This is a genomic window from Mesorhizobium sp. Cs1299R1N1 (assembly GCF_037179655.1).
GTDB lineage: Bacteria > Pseudomonadota > Alphaproteobacteria > Rhizobiales > Rhizobiaceae > Mesorhizobium > Mesorhizobium salmacidum.
This window is the reverse complement of record NZ_JAPYKR010000007.1, coordinates 61,755-83,533: the sequence shown is the minus strand read 5'-3', so window position 1 is coordinate 83,533 and position 21,779 is coordinate 61,755. Positions and strand designations below refer to the sequence as shown.

General features: G+C 63.6%; 21 protein-coding genes. 10 read left to right on the top strand and 11 right to left on the bottom strand.

Features of this window, described 5'->3' with window-relative positions:
- Window positions 1-8 precede the first annotated feature (8 nt).
- Both O7A70_RS16670 and O7A70_RS16665 read right to left on the bottom strand, forming a co-directional pair.
- Complete coding sequence (locus O7A70_RS16670; protein WP_337141333.1) at window positions 9-1,451, bottom strand: NAD(P)-dependent oxidoreductase; 1,443 nt, start codon at window positions 1,449-1,451, stop codon at window positions 9-11.
- 52 nt (window positions 1,452-1,503) lie between these two features.
- Window positions 1,504-1,686 (bottom strand): hypothetical protein, encoded by a 183-nt coding sequence (locus O7A70_RS16665; protein WP_337141332.1) that lies wholly within the window; start codon window positions 1,684-1,686, stop codon window positions 1,504-1,506.
- A gap of 83 nt (window positions 1,687-1,769) precedes the next feature.
- Here O7A70_RS16665 and O7A70_RS16660 point away from each other — a divergent pair, with 83 nt between their 5' ends.
- The 3 genes from O7A70_RS16660 to O7A70_RS16650 all read left to right on the top strand — a co-directional run bounded on the left by O7A70_RS16660 (window position 1,770) and on the right by O7A70_RS16650 (window position 6,038).
- Window positions 1,770-3,623 (top strand): ABC transporter ATP-binding protein, encoded by a 1,854-nt coding sequence (locus O7A70_RS16660; protein ID WP_337141331.1) that lies wholly within the window; start codon window positions 1,770-1,772, stop codon window positions 3,621-3,623.
- Entirely contained in the window at window positions 3,623-5,515 is a 1,893-nt protein-coding gene (locus O7A70_RS16655; protein ID WP_337141330.1) for an ABC transporter ATP-binding protein, read from the top strand. The genes O7A70_RS16660 and O7A70_RS16655 overlap by 1 nt, the downstream gene beginning before the upstream one ends.
- A 193-nt stretch (window positions 5,516-5,708) precedes the next feature.
- The gene (locus O7A70_RS16650) at window positions 5,709-6,038 is read left to right on the top strand and encodes a hypothetical protein (protein WP_337141329.1); all 330 of its coding nucleotides are present in this window, start codon (window positions 5,709-5,711) and stop codon (window positions 6,036-6,038) included.
- A 38-nt stretch (window positions 6,039-6,076) separates the two neighbouring features.
- Here O7A70_RS16650 and O7A70_RS16645 read toward each other — a convergent pair whose 3' ends face one another.
- The 7 genes from O7A70_RS16645 to O7A70_RS16615 all read right to left on the bottom strand — a co-directional run bounded on the left by O7A70_RS16645 (window position 6,077) and on the right by O7A70_RS16615 (window position 13,032).
- Complete coding sequence (locus O7A70_RS16645) at window positions 6,077-6,859, bottom strand: ABC transporter ATP-binding protein (protein WP_027145194.1); 783 nt, start codon at window positions 6,857-6,859, stop codon at window positions 6,077-6,079.
- A 10-nt stretch (window positions 6,860-6,869) separates the two neighbouring features.
- Window positions 6,870-7,637 carry an ABC transporter permease gene (locus O7A70_RS16640; RefSeq protein WP_337141328.1) on the bottom strand — a complete coding sequence of 256 codons (768 nt, stop codon included), beginning with the start codon at window positions 7,635-7,637 and terminating at the stop codon, window positions 6,870-6,872.
- Window positions 7,638-7,761: 124 nt separating this feature from the next.
- On the bottom strand, window positions 7,762-8,772 hold the full coding sequence (locus tag O7A70_RS16635) for an ABC transporter substrate-binding protein (protein WP_337141327.1): 1,011 nt from the start codon (window positions 8,770-8,772) through the stop codon (window positions 7,762-7,764).
- Between the two features lie 300 nt (window positions 8,773-9,072).
- The gene (hutC, locus tag O7A70_RS16630; protein WP_337141326.1) at window positions 9,073-9,810 is read right to left on the bottom strand and encodes a histidine utilization repressor; all 738 of its coding nucleotides are present in this window, start codon (window positions 9,808-9,810) and stop codon (window positions 9,073-9,075) included.
- 1 nt (window position 9,811) lies between these two features.
- Complete coding sequence (locus O7A70_RS16625; protein WP_337141325.1) at window positions 9,812-10,840, bottom strand: zinc-dependent alcohol dehydrogenase; 1,029 nt, start codon at window positions 10,838-10,840, stop codon at window positions 9,812-9,814.
- 15 nt (window positions 10,841-10,855) lie between these two features.
- Entirely contained in the window at window positions 10,856-12,178 is a 1,323-nt protein-coding gene (hisD, locus tag O7A70_RS16620) for a histidinol dehydrogenase (protein WP_337141324.1), read from the bottom strand.
- An 80-nt stretch (window positions 12,179-12,258) separates the two neighbouring features.
- Complete coding sequence (locus O7A70_RS16615; protein WP_337141323.1) at window positions 12,259-13,032, bottom strand: SDR family NAD(P)-dependent oxidoreductase; 774 nt, start codon at window positions 13,030-13,032, stop codon at window positions 12,259-12,261.
- A 361-nt stretch (window positions 13,033-13,393) separates the two neighbouring features.
- Here O7A70_RS16615 and O7A70_RS16610 point away from each other — a divergent pair, with 361 nt between their 5' ends.
- Entirely contained in the window at window positions 13,394-14,677 is a 1,284-nt protein-coding gene (locus tag O7A70_RS16610) for an NAD(P)/FAD-dependent oxidoreductase (protein WP_337141322.1), read from the top strand.
- 16 nt (window positions 14,678-14,693) lie between these two features.
- Here the strand turns inward: O7A70_RS16610 and fghA are convergent, their stop codons facing one another.
- Window positions 14,694-15,557: an S-formylglutathione hydrolase gene (fghA, locus tag O7A70_RS16605; protein ID WP_337141321.1), complete on the bottom strand. Its 864-nt coding sequence runs from the start codon at window positions 15,555-15,557 to the stop codon at window positions 14,694-14,696.
- A 269-nt stretch (window positions 15,558-15,826) separates the two neighbouring features.
- Window positions 15,827-16,387 carry an FMN reductase gene (gene msuE / locus O7A70_RS16600; protein WP_337141320.1) on the bottom strand — a complete coding sequence of 187 codons (561 nt, stop codon included), beginning with the start codon at window positions 16,385-16,387 and terminating at the stop codon, window positions 15,827-15,829.
- 137 nt (window positions 16,388-16,524) lie between these two features.
- On the opposite strand from msuE, the gene O7A70_RS16595 reads away from it, so the two are divergent.
- The 6 genes from O7A70_RS16595 (at window position 16,525) to O7A70_RS16570 (ending at window position 21,719) form a co-directional block, all read left to right on the top strand.
- Window positions 16,525-16,986: a hypothetical protein gene (locus O7A70_RS16595; protein WP_337141319.1), complete on the top strand. Its 462-nt coding sequence runs from the start codon at window positions 16,525-16,527 to the stop codon at window positions 16,984-16,986.
- A 78-nt stretch (window positions 16,987-17,064) separates the two neighbouring features.
- Window positions 17,065-18,036: an SDR family oxidoreductase gene (locus O7A70_RS16590; RefSeq protein WP_337141318.1), complete on the top strand. Its 972-nt coding sequence runs from the start codon at window positions 17,065-17,067 to the stop codon at window positions 18,034-18,036.
- 11 nt (window positions 18,037-18,047) lie between these two features.
- On the top strand, window positions 18,048-19,760 hold the full coding sequence (locus tag O7A70_RS16585) for an HAD-IIB family hydrolase (protein WP_337141317.1): 1,713 nt from the start codon (window positions 18,048-18,050) through the stop codon (window positions 19,758-19,760).
- 109 nt (window positions 19,761-19,869) lie between these two features.
- On the top strand, window positions 19,870-20,187 hold the full coding sequence (locus O7A70_RS16580) for a plasmid stabilization protein (RefSeq protein WP_337141623.1): 318 nt from the start codon (window positions 19,870-19,872) through the stop codon (window positions 20,185-20,187).
- A gap of 26 nt (window positions 20,188-20,213) precedes the next feature.
- Entirely contained in the window at window positions 20,214-20,657 is a 444-nt protein-coding gene (locus O7A70_RS16575; RefSeq protein WP_337141316.1) for a PPC domain-containing DNA-binding protein, read from the top strand.
- Window positions 20,658-20,705: 48 nt separating this feature from the next.
- Complete coding sequence (locus tag O7A70_RS16570) at window positions 20,706-21,719, top strand: ATP-dependent DNA ligase (RefSeq protein ID WP_442921190.1); 1,014 nt, start codon at window positions 20,706-20,708, stop codon at window positions 21,717-21,719.
- Window positions 21,720-21,779: the final 60 nt, after the last annotated feature.

The following is a 21,779-nucleotide window of genomic DNA, read 5'->3' as shown; positions in this document are numbered from 1 at the left end:
GCTCCGGCCTATTGCTGGAAAGATCCCCTGAGATCGAGGTTCTCGGCCAGAAGGCAGAAGCGGTCGATCAACCGGACAAGGTCATCGCCCTGTTCGGCGACAATCGCGACTCGCTCGGCTGGCGGAGTATCCGAGAGAGCTTTCCACAACCGGCTTTGGCGATCACAGAGATCCGCCAACTCGGAGCATTCGCTGGCGGTCAGTTTCAAAAGGTGGTCGGAGGTCACCGGTCCGATGCCTGGAGGCGTGGTCGCTCCAACGGAAAGATAGTTTGGCGGCACGGTGCCTTTTGCGTTCGTCACTGTCTTGCGGCAGATGACATCGAAGATCTGGTCGACGGCCTGCTTGGCGCCGGCGACGCGCGAGGGATGATCCGTGTCGGCCGCCGCATGCGGCAGAAGCTCGAGCCTGGCGCCATGCCTCTCGACGAGATCGAGATAAGGCAGCATCGGGCCAGACAAGCTGCCAGTGGAGGCATCCCTGAACAGGTCGGCATCGATCGCGGCGTGGCGCACCTGCCCTGCATTCAGCGCGTCGCCCAGGGCCGCGACGTCGACGAGCTCGCCGCGATCGTAATTGATCAGCACCGCGCCGCTTTTCATGCGAGACAAAATGTCCGCGCCGATGAGCCCGGCATTGGCATAGCGGCCGGTCCGCGCATCCTGGTTGCCGAGGCCGACATGAACGCTCAGCACATCGGCGCCTGCAGCCGCGTCGGCGAGGTCCGCCGCAAAGGCAAAGCCCTCGGCTTCTATCCAGTCCCGATGCCGGAGCCGCGCGTGGATCACCACGCGCATGCCGAAGGCGCGGGCAAGCTTGGCCACCTCCCTGCCGATATTGCCATAGCCGATGATCGCGATGGTCTTGCCTTCGAGCTTTGCGGTGGGGAAATCGCGCAGCTCCCTGCCGGTGTCGAAGAAGCCCCGCGCCACCCGGTCGTGAAGCAAGTCCACCGGGAGATCCGGCAGCACTTTCAGGATCGCCTTCATCACCATCTGCGCGGTTGCGCGGCTGTTGATGCCGGGCGTGTTCATCAGGACCGCCGAGCCGCCCTCGCCGCTGCCGCCGCCCCACGAGCGCGAGCCCATATTGCCGGTGCCGGCGCCGATCCGCACACCGGCCAGCGGAAAGACGGTCTCTGCCGGCAGGAAGGTGGCGGCGGCAATGACGGCGTCATAGCGTCCGTCGCCGGCGGCTCCGATCAGCTCTTCGCGGGTGCTGAGATCCGGCTGGTAGAAGAAATGCACTCGGCCAGGTTCGAGAGCGGTCTTGTCGCCAAGTCCGGTCGCATGAAAGCGGCCGCCCTTGGCCTCGATATGGGCACGCACCTCCGAAGGGTCGGGTTTTCCGTCAGCATCAAAGCGCAGGCCGATCAGATCGCAGATCAGAACGGCGTAGGCGCGTTGCGGATCGATCGATTCAACGGCGTGTGTGTCTGTTGTCGCGGTCACGTCGTTCCCTCATGAAGGATGGAAGCCTACTGGAAGAGCAGGCGCTGAATAATCAGAACCTATCCGCCCGCAAAGTCGCGAGATCGATCACCGGCGGCAGACCAGCGGCGAGTTGCGACACGATCTTGCCGGTGACCGCTCCGCAGATCAGGCGCTGACGGCCATGGCCGAGATGGCACCCGGCACCGCCTTTCAGGTACAGTGCGATGCCGTCATTGACCCCTTGAACGGGCAAGCCGGACGCGCGTAAAATCGCGCTATCTGATTGAGTCTGCTACATTCGTTCGGGCTAATGTCCGGATTGGTCTGGGTATTTCCTTGCACACGGATGCAACCAGCGCGGCCAAGCGCGGCAAATCATTTGCCCATGTGGCGGAAGCCTCCTGGGGCAAGGGCCTCAGCACGTTGCTGCGCATCGTGCGCATGACGCTGCGCCATCCCTGGCAGGTTGCCATCACCCTCATCTCGACCTTTGTCGCAGCGACGCTGCAACTCTTCATTCCGCGCCTCTTGGGCCGCGCCATCGACCAGGCGCAAGGGGTGATGGCCGCGGGTGCCGGCACCGCGGCAGAGCAGGCGCTGTGGAATACGGCGCTGACGCTGCTGGTCGTCAGCATCCTGCGCGGTCTTTTCACCATGGCGCAGAACTACTATGGCGAGGCCGTCGGCCATCAGACGGGCTATGAGCTGCGGCTCGCCTTCTATGAGAAAATCCAGCGGCTGAGCTTTTCCTTCCACGACAAGGTCCATACCGGCGACCTCATCACGCTCGGGCTGCTCGATCTCGACGGCGTGCGCATGTTCTTTTCCACCGGCATCCTGCGCGTGGTGCTGCTTGGCGTGCTGATCGGCGTCGGCGCCTATTTGTTGATCAGCACCGATCTCGTGCTCGGATTGTTGAGCCTCAGCTTCGTGCCATTCGTCGCCTGGCGCTCCTCGGTGACGCAGCTCCGGCTGCGCAGCACCTGGCTGACGCTGCAGGAGCGGCTGTCGGTGCTGAGCCGGGTGATGGACGAGAATCTCGGGGGCATCCGTGTCGTGCGCGCCTTCGCGGCACAGCGGCATGAGCTGGCAAAATTCGATCGCGCCAAACAGGATGCGCTGGAGCTCGCCAATGAGCGCGTCGACATCCGCGTCTCCAACACCGGCGCCATGAATTTTTCCTTCCTTGCCGCCATGGGCCTGGTACTGTGGTTCGGCGGCCAGAAGGTGATCGCGGGCCAGATCAGCGTCGGAACGCTGGCCCAGTTCCTCACCTTCATGACCATATTGCAGATGCCGGTGCGCCAGCTCGGCCTGATGGTCAACTCCTTCGCGCGCGCCTCGACCTGTGGCACGCGGCTGTTCGAACTGCTCGACACGGAGCTCGACATCAAGGATGCGCCCGATGCCAAAGATCTCGTCATCTCCGACGGCGTGCTGCGCTTCGACAATGTCGGTTTCCGCTACGAGGGCGGCGGCGAACGTCCGACGCTTTCCGGCGTTTCCTTCGAAGCCAGGCCCGGCGAGACCGTCGGCATCGTCGGCCCGCCGGGCAGCGGCAAGTCGACCATCGCGCATCTGATCCCGCGCTTCTACGACGTGACCTCGGGCGCGATCACCATTGACGGGCAGGACATCCGCAAAGTCACGCTGCAATCGCTGCGCAAGGCGGTCGGCGTCGTACAGCAGGACGCGTTCCTGTTCACCACCTCGATCGAGAACAACATCGCCTATGGCAATCCCTGGGCGCGCGAGACCCGCATCGGGCAAGCCGCCGAGTATGCCCAGTTGCACAATTACATTATCGGCCTTCCGGCCGGCTACACCACGGTCGTCGGGGAACGTGGGGCGTCGCTTTCCGGCGGCCAGCGGCAGCGCCTGACCATCGCGCGCAGCCTGATGCTGCGGCCATCAGTGCTGGTGTTCGACGATTCCACCGCGGCCGTCGACGCCGGCACCGAGCAGCGGATCCGGGCGGCGATGAAGCGCTTCGCCAGTGATCGCGTGACGCTTATCATTTCGCACCGGCTGAGTTCGCTGATGCATGCCGACCAGATCCTGTTCGTCGAGGGCGGCCGGATCGTGGAACGCGGCAAGCATGAGGAATTGCTGGCGCTCGGCGGACGCTACCGCGCGCTTTACGACCTGCAGCTGCGGCCGGACGAAGATCGGCTCGAGGGAGCCGCCTGATGTCGACGCAGGACGACGACGAGAAGGAAGACACAAGTCGGCGCCCGACCAAGGCGGTCGTCGGTTCGCACCGCGACGAGGAAGAGGTCTTCGGCAAGGCCTACGATCCGCGCATCGTCAGGCGCATCTGGAGCTTCGTCAGACCCTACCAAGGCCGGATCTTCATCTCGGTCGCCGCGGTACTGGTGTTCACGCTGACGCAGCTGGCGATCCCGCTGGTCATCCGCTACGCCATCGATCACGGCATGGCTCCGGGCAAGCTCGACCGATCGGTGATGATCTCCGCGATTGTCGCTTTTGCCGTCATCATCCTCATCAACTACGCCGCCAGTCATATCCAGGAGAGCGTCGTCGGCAAGGTGGCCGAGAACGTGCTATCCGACCTGCGTCGTGCCATGTTCAGCCACCTGCAGCGGGTCTCTCTAGGCTTCATGGACAGGACCGAGGTCGGCCGGCTGATGTCGCGCCTGCAGGGCGACGTCAATTCGATGCAGGAATTCCTCGAGACCTCCGTGATGTCGGTGGGCGACATCGTGCTGTTGTTCGGCATCGTCACCGTCCTGCTGTGGCTCGACTTCCGGCTCGGCCTGCTGACGCTGTCGACCATGCCGATGCTGTTCATCGTGCGCCTGTTCTGGCTGCCGCGCGCTAAGGTCGCCTTCATGGCCGCCCACGAGACCAACTCCATCGCCAACGGCGCGCTTGCCGAAGGCATCCATGGCGTGCGCACCGTGCAGAGCCTGGAGCGCCAGCATGTCAATTTCGACCTCTACGACGAGAAGGTGCTGGCCAATCTCAACGCGCATCTGCGATCGGCGAGATACGCGCAGGTGATGGTGCCGATCGTCGATACGCTGACCGGCATCGCCATGGCGACCGTGATCGTCGTCGGCGGGTCGATGGTGCTGTCGCACAGTCTCGACATCGGCGTGATGGTGGCGTTCCTGTTCTACATCCAGCGCTTCTTCGACCCGATCCGCTCACTCACCATGCAATACAGTGTCATGCAGCGCGCCATGGCTTCGGGCCAGCGTATCTCCGAAGTGCTCGACGTGCCGGTGGATGTCAGCGACAAGGAAAATGCGGTGGCACTGTCGCGCGACATGGACGGTTCGGTCGAGTTCCGGAATGTCACTTTCGGCTACCGGCCGAACCAGCCGGTGCTGAAGGACATCTCCTTCCGGGTCAATCCGGGCGAGACGGTCGCGCTTGTCGGGCCGACCGGATCGGGCAAGTCGAGCTCGATGGCGCTTGTGCACCGCTTCTACGATGTCTGGTCGGGCGAGGTCCTGGTCGGCGGTCATGATGTGCGCGACCTGACGCAGGACTCGCTCGGCGACCAGGTGGCCATGGTGCTGCAGGAACCGTTCCTGTTCTCCGGCACGGTGCTGGAGAATATCCGCTATCACAAGACCGGCGCCAGCCGCGAAGAGGTGGTGCGCGCCGCCCAGGCCGTCGGTGCGCACGACTTTATCGAGCAATTGCCCGACGGCTACGACACCGAGCTCGAACAGCGCGGCGGCAACCTCTCGCTGGGCCAGCGCCAACTGATCAGCTTCGCGCGCGCGCTGGTGGCCGACGCCAAGATCCTCGTCCTCGACGAGGCCACGGCCAGCATCGATTCCTACACCGAGATGCTGATCCAGAAGGCGCTGATCAAACTGCTGGAGGGACGCACCGGGCTGGTCATCGCGCACCGCCTGGCCACCATCCGCGGCGCCGATCGCATCATCGTGCTGCAGAATGGCGAGGTCGTCGAAAGCGGCAACCATGAGCAGCTGATGAAGAGGAAAGGCCTTTACGCCCGCCTCTACAACATGAACTACGCTTCCTTCGACGACATTTCCGAGGAAGAGATGGAAATGGACGCGGCGGCCGGAAAAGCAACGTAAGCCCGTGCTGGCGGGTTCGAACGGACGGATTGCTTCCATACCCTTTGCCGAGAAGACCTTATTTGCGAGATCCCCTGATATGGCCGCTGACCTGCACGCCGTCCTCGGGACCGTGAAGGCCGATTTCGTGAAGGAACGTGTGCAGGGAGGCGCGCGTTCTTCCCAATGTCTCGATCAAAAAGGAGACATGCTTATGAAAAAGCGAAACGTATTCCTCGGTTCCATCGTGTTGACGTTGGCCACGAGCGCTGTCCCGTTTGCCACAGTCGCCGAAGCCGCCGTCGCCAGGCACCACTATGTCCGCGTCACCACCGCCCATAATGGCCACACGCAGACCGCGAACCGCGGACACAGACACCGTTACGTTTGGGTTGATGCCGGTTGGACCGGCGAGAATTCGACCGACAACAGCAACTGGATGGACAGCTATTACAATGGGTACGGCAGTTACCGTGGGTATGCCGGCGACTTTTGCGGCACCATCGCATGGACGCTCGGCATCTGCAGTCCCCACGGCCCCTGATTCCTGACCGCCGGTGGGGCCAACGAAGGTTGCTGGCATTACGCCATTTCGGGACGTCTTGATGCCTCTCGGATCGCCTTGTGCACGCCGCGCTGCAAATCCATGAAGGCAGGGGTTTCCATCACCTCTTCCCGGCGCGGTCGCTCGATGTCAACGTTGAAGGTCTGCATGATGCGCCCGGGGCCGATCCCCATGACGACGATGCGATCCGAGAGGTAGACGGCCTCCTCGACGTCATGCGTGACGAACAGCACTGTGAGCCGATGCTCTTCCCAGATCTGGGTCAGCAGTTCCTGCATCTGGTGCCGCGTCAGGGCATCGAGCGCGCCGAAGGGCTCGTCCATCAGCAGCATCTTGGGGCGATAGGAAAGCGCGCGCGCGATGGCGACGCGCTGCTTCATGCCGCCCGACAGTTCGGACGGGAAGCGATCAGCGCTTTGCGACAGCTTGACGAGGTCGAGATGCTCGAGCGCGATCTCGCGGCAGGCGGAGCGATCATAGCCGGCGGCCTTGAGGGCAAACTCGATATTCTGCCGCGCCGTCAGCCAGGGAAGCAGCGTGTAGGACTGGAACACGACACCACGGTCGAGACCCGGTTGCAGGATCGGTGCACCATCGATGCTGAGATCACCGGCGTCAAAATCCTGCAGTCCGGCGACGATCGACAGCAACGTGCTCTTGCCGCAGCCCGATGTGCCGACGAGGGAGACGAACTCGTTGTCGGCAAGGTCGAGATTGATGTCCCGCAGCACTTGCGTACGCCGCTCGCCGGTGCCGAAGCTCTTGTCGAGACCGGCGATGCGCAATTTGGGAACTGTCATCGGCGGTTCCTCATTGCGGGTGGCCTTCCTGCCGGAACAGCACCTTCTCCAATGCCTTCATGACCTGATCGGTAATGAGGCCGAGCACGCCCAGGAGCAGGATGTAGCCGATGATGGTGTTTGTCTGGAAATAGCGCTGCGACACGGTGATGCGATAGCCCAGGCCGGATGTCGCCGCGACGAGCTCGGCCAGCACCAGCCAGGTCCATGCCCAGCCGAGGCTGATGCGCAGCGTGTCCCAGATGCCCGGCAAGGCACTGGGTACGACGATGCGCGTCAGGATCTTGCGGTCCGGCAGACCGAGCGTGCGGCCAAGGCCGATGAAGTCGGTAGGAACCCGTTTCACATTGTCCATGATCATCAGCACCTGCTGGAAGAAGGTGCCGATGAAGATGATCAGGAATTTCTGGGTGTCTCCGGTACCTGCCCACAGGATGGAGAGCGGCACGAAAGCGACAACCGGCATATAGCGGATAAAATCCACCAGCGGCTCGATGGCCGCCTCCCAGGAGCGGAAACTGCCGATCAGCACGCCGATCGGTATGGACAATGCCGAGGCGAGGAGAAAGCCGATGGAAATGCGGTACATCGAGGCCCTGAGGTCCAGCCACAAGGTGCCGTCGGCAGCGAGCGTGGCGATCTGGGTCACGACGCTGCCTGGGGACGGCAGGAAGATGGGTTTCACCCATTCCAGCCCGGTCGCCGCCCACCAGGCGAGACCAAGGCCGACAAAGACAACCACCGCTATCGCCAGGAAACGCGACCTGGCGATGGGCACGCCGATCCCGGAGGATCGGCGACGCCTCGCCGGTTTTGCGGCGGGCGCCGGCGTCGGGCGGGCCAAACCGGTTTTCGCGGCAGGCTCCCCGGACATCTGCGTTACCACCGCGATCCGGATCTCGTCATTGCGCCGCCTTGACGAAGGACGGGTCGATCATCTGCTCCGGCTTCACATCGGCCTGAAGCAGCTTGGCGTTCTTGGCCGCCGCTTCGACGTCGGCGAATGTCTTGGTGGTAAAATCGCCGGTGAGCGCCGTCTTGTTTTCGGCCAGGGAGTAGTAGCGCACGCCGTCGAAGGCGGTGTTGAGGTCCTTGACGTCGGAACCGACCGCCTTGGCGATGATGGCGCGACCGCCTGATGTATCGGCCTTATAGTCCTTGAGCGCGGCGTCCCAGCTCTTGATCATGGCCAGCACCTGCCCGGGCCGCGACTTGATCACCTCGTCGCGCACCACCAGCACGTCGCTGATCAGGCCGGGATCCTCGCCGGCGGTGAACAACAGCTTGATGTCCTTGTTCTGCGCCATGGCGACAGTGAGGTACGGCTCGTAGGTGACCGCGACCGGCACCTGGCCCGCGATCAAGGCGCTGCCGGCGTCGGCGGCAGGCATTGGAACCGGCTGGATGTCGGCTACCGACATGCCGTTCCTGGCGAGCGCGTATTTGAGCAGGATGTCGCTCGTCGTGCCTTCCTCGAAAGCGACCTGCTTGCCCTTGAGATCGGCGATGGAGGTGACGTCCTTGCCGGCGACGATGGCGTCGGCCGTCATGGAGACATCGAGCAGCAGCACGATCTTCACCGGCAGGCCGGCCGCAACCATGCCCATCGCCGTGTGGGTGGCGATGTTGGCGGCGTCGAGCTGGCCGCTTGCGAGTGCGGCGTTGATATCCTTGTCCTCTGCGAAATTGACGATCTGAACGTCCGACAGGCCGTTTGTCTTGAACAGGCCCTTGGCGTCGGCGACGTGCCACTGGCCATATCCAAGCCACGGTTCGATGCCGATCTTGAACGATCCTGCCTCGGGCGTCGTGGGAATGGCCGCATCGGCCGCATGGGCCGCCGGGGCGGCGGTGAGCCCGACGGCAACGGCCATCACCAATGCGCGAAATTGTCCTGCTAGGTTGAGCGTCATCTTTTGTTCCCCTTGATGATCAGACCGCTTTTCACCCAGGCATCCGGTCTGGTGAGACTGCGGGGTTCTGCTCTTGCGGCACTGTGCCTCGGCGTCTTGCCCGCCACTTCATGGTTGAAGTGCCGACATATCTCAACGTCAGCGGCCGCGGATGTCAAGGCTGAAATACATACATGCATATACAAGTTGGTGGAGTCCAGTTTTACGTTTGAACCGGCGGGTCCCCAGCCCGACTACTCACGCTTTTCAAGATCGATCCGATCGAGAAAACCGGTCATCCGGTCGGTTCCGCCATCGGGCTTACCTTCCGCTTGCTTTGGAAGGCGAGTAGCGGCTGCCGAGCGAGTAGCGGCTGCCGGCATAGGTCAGCTTGCTGATCGTGGCCACGACTGCTCCCGTCCATGTCCGGCGATGCAGGAGAAGGCAGCAACTGCCGACATCGATGCCCAGATGCTGCGCCGTCTCCTTGTCGGCCGGGATGGCGGAGATGATATGCTCGACCTCGGTCACCGGGGTCTTCTGCATGAGGTAGTCGTAGGTCGCCGTCCTCGCGAAGTCTTGCTTGTCATAGTCGGGAATCAGGCCCGGATTGACGAAACGCTCCTCCAGTTGCACCGGCAGGTCGTTCTCGAAATTGACGACGACGGAGTGATAGATCGAGGTGCGCTTCGCAAATTCGAACGACAGCGCGAGTTCCTTCGTGGGCATGATGGTTTCGAGGACGAGAACTTCGGAGCGATGCCTGTTGCCGCGCTCGACGATCTCGGCGGCGATGTTGTTGATCTCGATCAGCGTCGATTGTGGCCGGGGTGGCGCGATGAACGTGCCGACACCTTGCAGCCGGATCAGGAATCCCGCGGCGGTCAGTTCCCGCAGGGCCCGGTGAACCGTCATCCGCGACACACCCAGCGAAACCACCAGCTCGTTCTCGGACGGCAGCTTGCGATCCTTGCCCCATTTGCCCGTTCCGATGTTGACCAGGATGTAATCCTTCACCTTCTCGTAAAGGGGGCTCGCCGTATCGGGCAAATCGATCATCTCAAAAATCCTTTCCGGCAGGTTGCCGCACGCGGATGATTGTCTTCAGGCCATCGCTCTTCCCGGCCAGCAGCCGCTCATAGGCGGCTGGAATGTCGTCCAGGCCGATCTCGCGGTCGACCAGGGCCAGCAGCGGTTCACTCAGTTCACCAAGCATCCGCACGGCCTCGGGCAATTCGTCGGCGAAGGCATGGCATCCAAGCAATGCGATCTCGCGCTCGACCAGAACATTGGGGTCGATGTCGAGCCGGCCATGGAAGATGCCGACCATCGCCACCGCGCCGCCGGGATCGAGAACGCCGAGCAGCTGGTTGAATGCGGCGATGCTGCCCGTCGCCTCGACGGCCGCCAGCAGCGGGGCATTGGCGGTCGCGGCTGCAATGGCATCGTGGTCGAGATCGACGATCGTGGCGCCGGTCACCCGCGCCACCCGGGCGCAGCGGTCCCGGTTGCGGTCAGCGACAAGCACCGTGCCGGCGAAGGTTCGGGAGAGCAGCAGCGCGGCGAGACCACCGATCGGGCCGCAACCGGCGACAAGCACCGAGCCCGCCGTCTTCGGCAACCGCCGCACCGCATGCAGTGCGACCGCGAGCGGCTCGGCCATGGCAGCGACCCGTTCGTCGAGACCGGCGGCGATGACATGCAGCAGACGTGCGGGCAGCACCGCCTGTTCGGCAAAGCCGCCATCGCAGATTTCGCCGACGAAGCCGAGCGAAGCGCAGAGATGCCGCTTGCCGGCGCGGCATTGCGCGCAATCTCCGCACCAGAAGCGGGAATCCGCGACCACCCTGTCGCCGACGGCGACGGTATCGACGCCCTCGCCCAGCGCGATCACCGTGCCGGTCAGCTCATGGCCAGCTGTCGAAGGCGACCGGCTGATCCATTGGCCGGTGCGGAAATTGTGCAGGTCCGAACCGCAGATGCCCGCGGCATCGACCCTGATCTTCACCCAGCCGGCATCCGGAATGCCCGGCGCGGCGACGTCCTCGACGCGCAGATCGCCCGGTCCATAAAGTCGTGCCGCCTTCATCGCGATCGTCTCCGCTCAGCCGGCGAGATAGCGGTCGCGGATTTCCGAAACCGCGTTTTCGTGCGAGCTGAAGCCCTCGTAGCGCGCGAGCCTGCGGGCATGCAGCGCCAGTTCCGGATAGGCGGCCGAGGTGACATAGCCGACCGACGAGCGCTTGACGAAATCCGTCACCGAAAGCGGCCCATAGGTCCGCGCCCAGCGGCTGGTCGGCAGCACGGCATTCGGCCCGAGGACAAAATTGGCGAGGGTGACCGGCGTGTGCGGACCCATCAGGATTTCGGCCGCTTCGGTGATGTGGCCGAGATGCGCGAACGGCTCCTTCGAGAGTATCTCGAGATGTTCGGGCGCATAGTCGTTGATGAAGCGGTAAGAGTCTTCCAGCGACGCGGTCAGCACGATGCCGCCGCGCTCTCCCGTCAGCACCGCGCGCGAGAAATCCACACGCTGCTCGGTCATGCGCGACCAGTGGTCGGGAAGTGCAGCAAGTGCTGCCTCGGCAACCTTGCGGCTGTGCGTCACCAGATAGGCCGAGGAATCCGGCCCGTGCTCAGCCTCGATCAAAAGGTCGAGCGCGGCCAGGCCTCCGTCGACGCTGTCGTCGGCAAAGATAATGGCCTCCGACGGCCCGGCCGGCAGACCCGTGTTGATGATCGAGGACAGCACGCTCTTGGCCGCCACCACCCATGGGCTGCCCGGGCCGACGATCTTGAGCGCCGGCTTCACCGTCTCGGTGCCGTAGGCGACCGCGGCGACGGCTTGCGCGCCGCCGCATTTGTACACGGTCTCGACGCCGGCGAGGCGAGCGGCGACCAGCGTGGCCGCGTCCACGGAGCCATCCGAGGTTGGCGGCGTCACGATGGCGATCTGCGGCACGCCGGCAATGACGGCCGGAACCGACGTCATCATCGTCACCGACGGAAAGGCGCCCTTTCCGCGCGGCACGTAGAGCGCGACCGATGCGATCGGCGTATATCTGTCGCCGGCATAGGCGCCCGGCCGGACTTCCTTGAGCCACATGGTTTCCGGCTTCTGCTCTTCATGAAAATGCCGGATGTTTTCGATGCCGAACCCGATGCTCTCCACGACATCCTTCTCGACCTTGTCGAAGGCCGCATCAAATTCCGCTTCCGACACTTTCAGTTCGCCTTCGGCCACATTGGCCTTGTCCAAGTCCCTGGCGAAGCGGATCAGGGCGGCGTCGCCCTCGTCCCTGACCGCCTGGATAATCGGGCGGACCTTTTCGACGAAGACCGACAGATCGCTCTCGGCGCGTTTCAGCAGACCGGCCCGCCGGGTGGCATCGAGGGATGACAGATCGTGGAAGCTGACGTCAGGCATGGTATTCCCTCCTGTTGGAACGCAATGTGCCGGCCGGTCACATTGCGGGAGACTCTGTTTTCGAACCCGGGCGAGCCGCCTCAGATCGATGCGAGGAAACCGCCATCCACCGGAATGGACTGGCCGGTTATGTAGGCTGCGGCATCCGAAGCAAGGAACACGGCGATGCCGTGCAGATCGCGCAGATCGCCGAAACGATGCTGCGGAATCTTGGCGAGCATGGATTGCTGCCACGCCTCGTTGGCGTAGAACATTTCCGTCATCGCCGTCCTGAAATAGCCCGGGGCGATGGCGTTGACCCTGATGCCAAGTTCCGCCCATTCCACTGCCAGCGCCCGTGTCATGCCGAGCAGGCCCGATTTCGACGAACCGTATGGCACCGCCGTTGGAATGCCGACTTCTGAAGTCAGCGAGCAGAGGTTGATGATGGCGCCGGGCCGCCCGGCGTCCCGCATCTGCCGCGCCGCCGCCTGGGCGCAGAAGAACGCCCCTTTGAGATTGGTATCGATGATCCGGTCCCAGAGGGGCTCGTCGACGTCGAGCGAGGGCCGGACCTCTTCCACCCCGGCATTGTTGACGAGAATGTCGAGGCCGCCAAGCAGGCGGGCTGCCTCGACGGTGGCCGCACGGCACCGGCCGACATCGGTCACGTCAAGGGCAATGGCATGCGCGACCCCGCCGGCCGCGCGGATGGCCGCCACCGTCTCATCGAGCGAGTCCAGGTTACGCGCCGTGACGGCGAGGTCGGCGCCGGCGGCGCTCAGCGCCTCGGCGATGCTGCGGCCAATGCCGCGGCTGGCGCCGGTGACAAGCGCCTTCCTGCCCGAAAGGTCGAAAAGAGAAGCGTTGCGCATTGATCCTCCTTGGCCGCTTCGGTTGCGTGGCAGAGAGACTATCAGATCGACTTGCATATACAAGCATGTACAAACAGCCTCGAGTGAGATTGAGGGGGACGTTATCCGCCGCACGCGCGATCACAAAGTTAGCTCGTTCATACGAGATGCCACGGGCGGCGATTGTTCGAGGTTTGTCCAAGACGATAATCGGCCGGCGATGGGAGAGACCAACATGTCCAAAGCTGTGATTTCCGAAAGCCCTGCAGAATTGCCTGGCGTACCCGACACAAAAGTCTGGGTCTGCCGCGCGTGCCGGATATCGGGCAGTTGAAAGCCGGTTGCCCGTCAAGCCCGCCGCCCTATCGTGAGAGCCCGTCATATGCTGGAAAGCAGCCCGCCCAGGAGCCTCTATCGCGAAACGGCTGGCGGTGCCGGCAAGTACCCCGCCCTTGCCGGTCCGCAGCAGGCAAGGGTCGCCATCGTTGGCGGTGGCTTCACGGGCCTTTCCACCGCTTTGCATCTGGCGGAAGCCGGCGAAGACGTCTGCGTGATCGAGGCCCATCAGCCGGGATGGGGAGCGTCGGGCAGAAATGGCGGCCAGGTCAATCCCGGCCTCAAATACGATCCGGACACCATCGAGGCGATGTTCGGCCCGGAGCTTGGGCCGCGGATGATCGAGTTCTCCTACGGCGCGCCGGATTTCACCTTCGATCTCATCAGGCGCCTGTCGATCGATTGCGAGGCCCGGCAGAACGGCACCATACGCGCGGCGATCCGGCCGAAGCCGGCAGCCTCCGTGCGGGCCACGGCAACGCAATGCGAGCGGCGGGGAATGCCGGTTGAAATGCTGGACGCAAAGGCGATGGCGGCGTGTATCGGCACGGACAGGTATATATCAGGCATGTTCGATGCCCGCGGCGGCGACCTCCATCCCTTGAAATACGCGCTTGGCCTGGCAGCCGCCGCGCAGAAGGCCGGCGCGCGGATATTCGGCGGCAGCGAGGTGCTCTCGCTGAGCAGGCACGCCGGACGCTGGATCCTCGAGACGGCAGGCGGTTCCGTCAGCGCCGAAAAGGTCCTGATCGCGACCAACGGCTATACCGGAAACCTGTGGCCGGGCCTGGAGCAGTCGCTCGTCCCGGTGTTCAGCGCCATCGCGGCGACCCAGCCGCTTGCGCCGGCAGCCGCGGCGGCAATTCTCCCCGAAAGGCCCGTCGTCTACGAAGCCGGCAACATCACCGTGTACTATCGCATCGACCCCCAGAACCGGCTTCTCATGGGTGGCCGGGGCCCGATGAGCCCGATCGGCGATGCTTCCGCCATCCGCTACCTCACCGACTATGCGCTACGGCTCTGGCCAGCACTTGCTGGAACCGGGTGGACACATGGCTGGAACGGCCGGGTCGCGATCACCAAGGACCACCTTCCGCACGTTCACGAGCCGAAAGACGGAGTGCTGATCTGCCTTGGCTACAATGGCCGCGGTGTTGCCATGGCCTCGGCGATGGGCGCTGCCCTGGCGCGGCGTCTGCGGGGCGACGAGACATCGCCGTTTCCCATGCCGATATCGCCGCTCAAGCCAATCCGGTTCCATAGCTTCTGGCCGCTTGGCGTCAAGGCGGCGATCCTTTCGGGCCGGGTGAAAGACCGGTTCGGGCTTTGACGAGAAGAGCCCGCCGCTATGCTCCGGCTTCAGCGCCGGACAGTCTTCGGGCGTGCCATCTCAGATGATCGTCCATGAATGTCGAGATGAAGAAATACGAGTGATCGTAGCCGTCCTGCATGCGCAGCGTCAGCGCAATGCCGGCCTTGGCGCATGCCGCTTTCAGAAGCCAGGGCCTCAGTCCATCATCGAGAAATCCGTCCGATGTCCCTTGGTCGACGAAAAGCTCCGGGAAGCGGTGGCCCTCCTCGATGAGCAAGGTGGCATCGTAGCCCCGCCATGATTTCTCGTCCGCACCGAGATATTTTTCGAAGGCCGGCTTCGACCAGCCGGCGGTGCTGGGTTGCACGATCGGCGCGAAGGCCGAGCAGCTCTTGAAGCGTTCGGGATTCTTCAGCGCGATGGTCAATGCGCCATGTCCACCCATCGAGTGACCGGAGATCGCCTGACGCGTCATGTCGGCCGGAAACTCCCGCGCGATCAGCGCTGGCAATTCCTCGGTGACATAGGAATACATGCGATAATTACTGGCATAGGGTTCTTGCGTGGCATCGACGTAGAATCCGGCGCCGCCGCCGAACTGCCAATTGTCCTTCTCGTCGGGAATGCCGGCGCCGCGGGGGCTGGTATCGGGACAGACTACGATCAGGCCAAGCTCGGCCGCCATGCGCCTGTACTCCCCCTTGTCCATGACATTGGCGTGGGTGCAGGTGAGACCGGATAGGTACCATATGACGGGGCAAGGCCTTTCACGGGCCTGTGGCGGCACGAAGACGGCAAAGGTCATGTCGCAGGCGCAGACATCCGAAGCGTGGGAATAGACGCCCTGGACGCCGCCATGCGACTTGGCAGCGGAGATGATTTTCATCCGATCCGACATGTGTTTCTTCTCCGCCAATGTGATTCACCGCCGCTTGTCTACGGCATCGGCCGGGACTACGGCAACCTCGACGGATTGGGCTTTGGATATCGGGCCAGGTCCGATCGGGCGTCGGCCATCGCCTTCGAAATCGGCAGCCCGCATGGCAACGCCGCTGACGGTCAGGTGGCACAGGCAGCGTGCTGGATGTCGCCCTACCGCGCGCCAAGCGCGTTCAGGGGCCGCTTCAGCGCGCTCATGGGTCGGAGTGGGAGATATTCCGCAGCACGCTACTCGGCGGCGATCCTGGCGCGTTGCCGGCCGAAAAGCGCCAGGCCGACATCGTCCACCGCGAGACCGATACGGGCCCGGATCGCTTCGGATGCCAGCACGCCGTCGACGAAATCCTTCTCCGAGGCGAAGACGGCCGTCGGCAGCGCAAAGGCCTCGAAGAAGCCGAACAGCGGCCGCAGCTGATGCTCGACGATCAGCGCATGGCGGTCGCCGCCGCCGGTCGCCGCCAGCAGCACCGGCTTGCCCCTGAGGGCCGCCGGGTCGACGAGATCGAAGAAGTGCTTGAACAGACCGGTATAGCTGCCCTTGTAGGTGGGCGAGCCGACCACCAGGACATCGGCGGCCAGGATCCGCTCGAGAATGGCGCGAGCCTGTACATCCAGGTCGCGCATCCCTTTGGCATTGCCAAGGCTGGGACCGAGATCAACGATATCATGGGTCCTGGCGGTAAGGCCGTATCGCCCGGCGATCTCCGTCACGATATGGTCCACGAAGCCGCGGGTCTTGGAGGGCCGCGTGAAATTGCCGGAGAAGCCGACAATGGCCGGGTTGGTCATGATGGATGCCCTGTCATCTTTTTCGAACCAGCTGGCCGGAATGTCCATAGTTTTTATAGACATTACTTCCGAACAAAAGGAATTGACGGTCGCCGTGGAGCGAAATCGGAAAACATTTTTCTTCCGGAGCGCCATCCTTGAAAAAGGAGCATGGCTTGGCGAGCGCGCGGGCTGCAGCCGTCGCACGCGAGGGCCGATGCGACCGCTGGCAAAATGGACGACCATCACCGTTTGTTCGGAACCTGATCGGCCCGCGGCTGTTTTCCGTTCAGGCAAACACGGAGGCGGCCATGGCACGCGAGTGGACCGAATACGAAACCGGCGCACGGAAATATCCGGCGAGGACCGGCTCGGATCCGAGCGATGATTTCTCGCCCGATGCAGCGGGCAACAAGCCGCCGGCAGGCGGAATGGGGCTCACGCGACCAGCGGATCAGACAAAGGAAGAAACACATCAGTCCGGAGGCCAGCCTGGCAAGGCGACACCCGGCCCGGCAACAGAAAAGACATCCGGCGCGGGCCCGACGATCTCCGAACACTCGAAGGACGCGAAGTCTCCAAGATCGGACCGCCAACCCGGAGCCTATGTCAAGGACTGACGCGGACGACAAGCTTTGGCATCGCGCAAACCTTTCGGTCCGCCGCGCGTTGAACTTTCTTCAGCCGAGGAGACAACCATGGAGATGAAATCCCAGACCGCCGGTGAAGCCGCCAAGCAACGTCATATCCAGCGCGGCATCGGTGCCAAGGACAAATCGAAGCGCAACGGCAAGGCTGAACACGCCATGCAGGCAGGCGCGCGCGCCTATCCCGAGCCGCCCTTCCCCAAGCAACATCAGGCGAAACCCGGGTATGAAGCGGCGATCGAACCTGCCCCGCTCTACGATGCACCCTATTATCTCGGATCAAGGAAACTCGAGGAGAAGGTGGCTCTCATCACAGGCGGCGATTCCGGCATCGGTCGCGCGGTGGCGGTATTGTTCGCCCGCGAAGGCGCCGATATCGCGATCGTCTACCTGGCCGAGGACAGGGACGCCGAAGAGACAAAATCCGCCGTCGAAAAAGAAGGCCGACGCTGCATACTGATAAAAGCCGACGTCAGCGAACGGCAGGATTGCCACGATGCCGTGGCGGCAGCGGTGGAAACGTTCGGCCGCATCGACGTGCTGGTCAATAACGCCGCCTTCCAGATCCATTCCAGCGACTTCGGCGACCTGACCGAAGAACATTTCGACACCACGCTGAAGACCAATCTCTACGGCTACTTCCATATGGCACAGGAAGCGGTGCCGCACATGACGCCGGGCTCTGCGATCGTTAACACCGGCTCGGTTACCGGCATAGACGGCTCGAAGCAACTGGTCGACTATTCGATGACCAAGGGCGGCATCCATGCCTTCACGCGCGCGCTTTCGGGCAATCTCATCGCCAAGGGCATCAGGGTGAACGCGGTCGCGCCTGGCCCGGTGTGGACGCCGCTCAATCCGTCCGACAAGGAAGCCGACGACGTTTCGAAATTCGGCGCGGACACGCCGATGAAACGGCCGGCACAGCCGGAGGAAGTGGCTCCGGCCTATGTGTTCCTCGCCTCCCCGCACTGCTCGAGTTACATCACCGGCGAGATCCTGCCGATCGTCGGCGGCTACTGAGGTCATCGCAAATGTATTTTATTGCCTTGGCGACCGACTATGACGGGACGCTCGCACATGACGGGGTTGTCTCCAAGAAAACCCTTGCCGCACTGGAGCAGTTCAAGAAAAGTGGCCGCAAACTGCTTCTGGTCACCGGACGCGAGTTGCCCGACCTCAAGCGCGTGTTTCCCGATATCGGCATGTTCGACAAGGTCGTCGCCGAGAACGGCGCCCTGATCTACACCCCGGCGAGTGAGGAGGAGCGGGTGATCTCGCCATCGCCGGAGCCCAAATTCATCGCCCGGCTGAAAAAACAGGGGGTAAAGCCACTTTCGGCGGGACGGTCGATCGTCGCCACGTGGGAGCCACATCAGGCGACCGTGCTCGAGGTCATCAAGAAGATGGGGCTCGAGCTCGAAATCATCTTCAACAAGGGCGCGGTGATGATCCTGCCGAGCGGCGTCAACAAAGCCACCGGGCTGGCCGCCGCACTCGAGGACCTTCACCTGTCGCCGCACAACGTGGTGGGTATCGGCGACGCCGAGAACGATCATGCCTTCCTGCAGGCCTGCGGCTGCAGCGTTGCGGTCGACAATGCCATTCCCGCGGTCAAAGGCACCGCAAACCTGGTCACGCGCTGCGCACGCGGCAAAGGCGTCGAGGAACTGATCGCCAAGCTGATCGAACGCGACCATGGGATCGTGCCGAAACGTCATGACGGCATTGTCCTGGGGTCGTCCGGTGGCGACGACATCTATCTGTCGCCGACCGAAAGCGTGCTCATCGCCGGCAGTTCGGGCATCGGCAAATCCACCCTGGCCACCGCGCTGACGGAACGCTTCGTCGAGAGCCGATTTCAGTTTTGCGTCTTCGACCCCGAGGGTGACTATGACGGCCTCGAGGGCGCCGTTCGGCTGGGGGATGGGTCGAGCGCGCCGACAAAGGCGCAGGTGCTGGATTTGATGGCCAAGGCCGACAGCAATATCGTCGTCAACGGACTGGCGCTTCGTGTCGATGAACGGCCTGACTTCTTTGCCGACCTGCTGCCTGGCCTTGGCAGCTTCCGCCGCCGCACCGCAAGACCGCATTGGCTGGTCATCGACGAAGCGCACCATCTTCTTCCGAAGCGGCGCGACGATACGCGCTCCGTGCTCTCGCTGGAACTGCCGGGCACGATCCTGATCACCGTCCATCCCGAGGCGATTTCGACCGACGCCCTGCGCCTGGTTACGGCCGTCATCGCCCTTGGCCCCAAGGCGAAGGACGTGGTGAAGGCCTTCTGCCACGAGACCGGCATCGAGCCGCCGAAAGACATTCCCACGCCCAAGGGCGACCGGGTTCTGTTCTGGCGGCCGCAGGCGCGCAAAAAACTCACGACGGTCAAGGTTATCGAACCTCGCCAGTCTCTCAAGCGCCACAGCCGCAAATATGCCGAGGGCCAACTCGATGAGACCGGCAGCTTCTATTTCCGCGGTCCCGACGATGCGATGAACCTTAGGGCCCATAATCTGATGATCTTTGCCCAGATGGCCGAAGGCATAGACGACAAGACCTGGGAGTTCCATCTGCGCGCGGGCGACTATTCGAAATGGTTCCGCCAGCAGATCAGGGACAAGGATCTCGCCCGCGAAACCACCGAGGCGGAAAAGGACAGGAAGCTTTCGGCGGAGGAGAGCCGCAAACGGGTTCTCGATGCCGTTCGGCGGCGCTACACCGCACCGGCGACGGCGCCTGAGGAATAGCAGCCCGGAGGCGGTCATGAACGATGTCGGGAACGGCCGGTTCGCCGACCGCGATTGGAACCTGGGCGCCGACTTGACGTTCAACCTCCATCGAGAAGGAGAAACGATCATGCCACGAGGCGACAAATCCAAATACACCGACAAGCAGGAACGCAAGGCCGACCATATTGCCGAAGGCTATGAGAAGCGTGGCGTCTCCGACAAGGAAGCCGAGCGACGCGCATGGGCGACGGTCAACAAGGACGATGGTGGCGGCAAGAAGGAAGGCGGCTCCGGGCGTGGCAAGCACACGGGTCATCCAGCGGCGCACAAGGGCGGCAAGAGCGGCGGAAAGGCGTCCGCTTCCCGATCGGCCGCGAGCCGGTCCGAGTCGGCAAGGAAGGCGGCGGCGACCCGCAAGAGGAACGCCGAACACCACGCCCACTGAACGGCCTCGAAGATCGGGACACCGGCATGAAATCGCGACTCGTCAACGAGGCCAATGGCCAACGGACTTTTGTCGTGGTGCTCGACCCGGGTGAGGAAGCGTTCGCGGCGCTGACCAGCTTCGCGGTCGAGCAGACGATCGGCAGCGCGTCCCTGACGGCGATCGGCGCGTTCCAACGGGCCACTGTCGGCTGGTTCGACCTGAAGGCGAAGCGCTATCGAAAAATCCCGGTCGACGAGCAATGCGAGGTCCTGAGCGCGATCGGTGATGTCGCGACGGGCGATGATGGCAAGCCAAGCCTTCATGTCCACGCGGTGCTCGGCTTGAGCGACGGCACGACCAGGGGCGGCCATCTGCTCGAAGGCACCGTTCGGCCGACATTGGAAGTCACCGTGGTGGAAGCGCCGGGTCACCTGCGCCGCCGCAAGCGTGCCGAGTTCGGTGTGGCTCTGATCGATCTCGGCGCCTGAGGTGTCTTTGCGGGCGCTCCGCCGCGGGGCGCGACGCCCCGGAGAGCGATGGTTCAGGCAATGACGGACAGGTTCGCCCTACCCCTGGACACGCCTCCCATGGAGGCCAAGGCCGCCGACGCCCTGCCGGAGGGGGAAGGCCTTTGGCAATACGAGCCCAAATGGGACGGGTTTCGCTGCCTCGCCTTCAAGGGCGACACGGATGTCGACTTGCGCGCCAAATCCGGCAAACCTCTTGGCCGTTACTTCCCGGAACTCGTCGCCATGCTGCAGCAGGTGGAGGCCCGTAACTTCGTTGTCGATGGCGAAATCGTCATCGAACTCGATGGCGAGCTTTCCTTCGACGCGCTGCAGATGCGGCTTCACCCGGCCGAAAGTCGTATCCGCAAGCTGAGCGCGCAAACGCCTGCCCGGCTGATCCTGTTCGACATGCCGGCAGCGCCGGGCGGGACGATCCTGCTTGGCGAGCCGTTGTCGCGACGCCGCCGGGCGGTCGAGGGCTTCGTTCGCGATTGCGCCAAGCCCGGCTTGCGGCTCTCGCCCAGCGCGACCGATCCGGCGGCCGCCAGGCGCTGGCTGGAAGGGGCCGGTCACGGCCCAACCGACGGCGTCGTCGCCAAATTGCTGGCCGATCCCTACCGGCCGGGCGAACGCGCGATGGTCAAGGTCAAACGGTTGCGCACGGCCGACTGCGTGGTTGGCGGATTTCGCTATCTGACCGGAAGCAGGGAGGTCGGCTCGCTCCTGCTCGGTCTCTACGACGAGAGCGGTAAACTCGACCATGTCGGCTTTACCTCGACCATCGGCAGGGATGACCGGGCCCGTGTCACCCGAGAGCTGGAAAAGCTGCGTGGCGGACCCGGCTTCACCGGCAAGGCGCCGGGCGGACCGAGCCGCTGGAGCACGCAGCGCAGCGGCGAATGGGAGCCCCTGCGGCCGGAACTGGTGGTCGAGGTCCGCTTCGACCATGTCACCGGCGACAGGTTCCGGCATGGCACCAAACTGTTGCGCTGGCGCCCGGACAAGGCGCCGCGCCAGTGCACCATGCGGCAGATCGAGTGACGCAGTTCGCGCCACGGGCGCGCTTGCTGGCCGGAGGCGCCCTCCAGGTCGCCTCTTCGC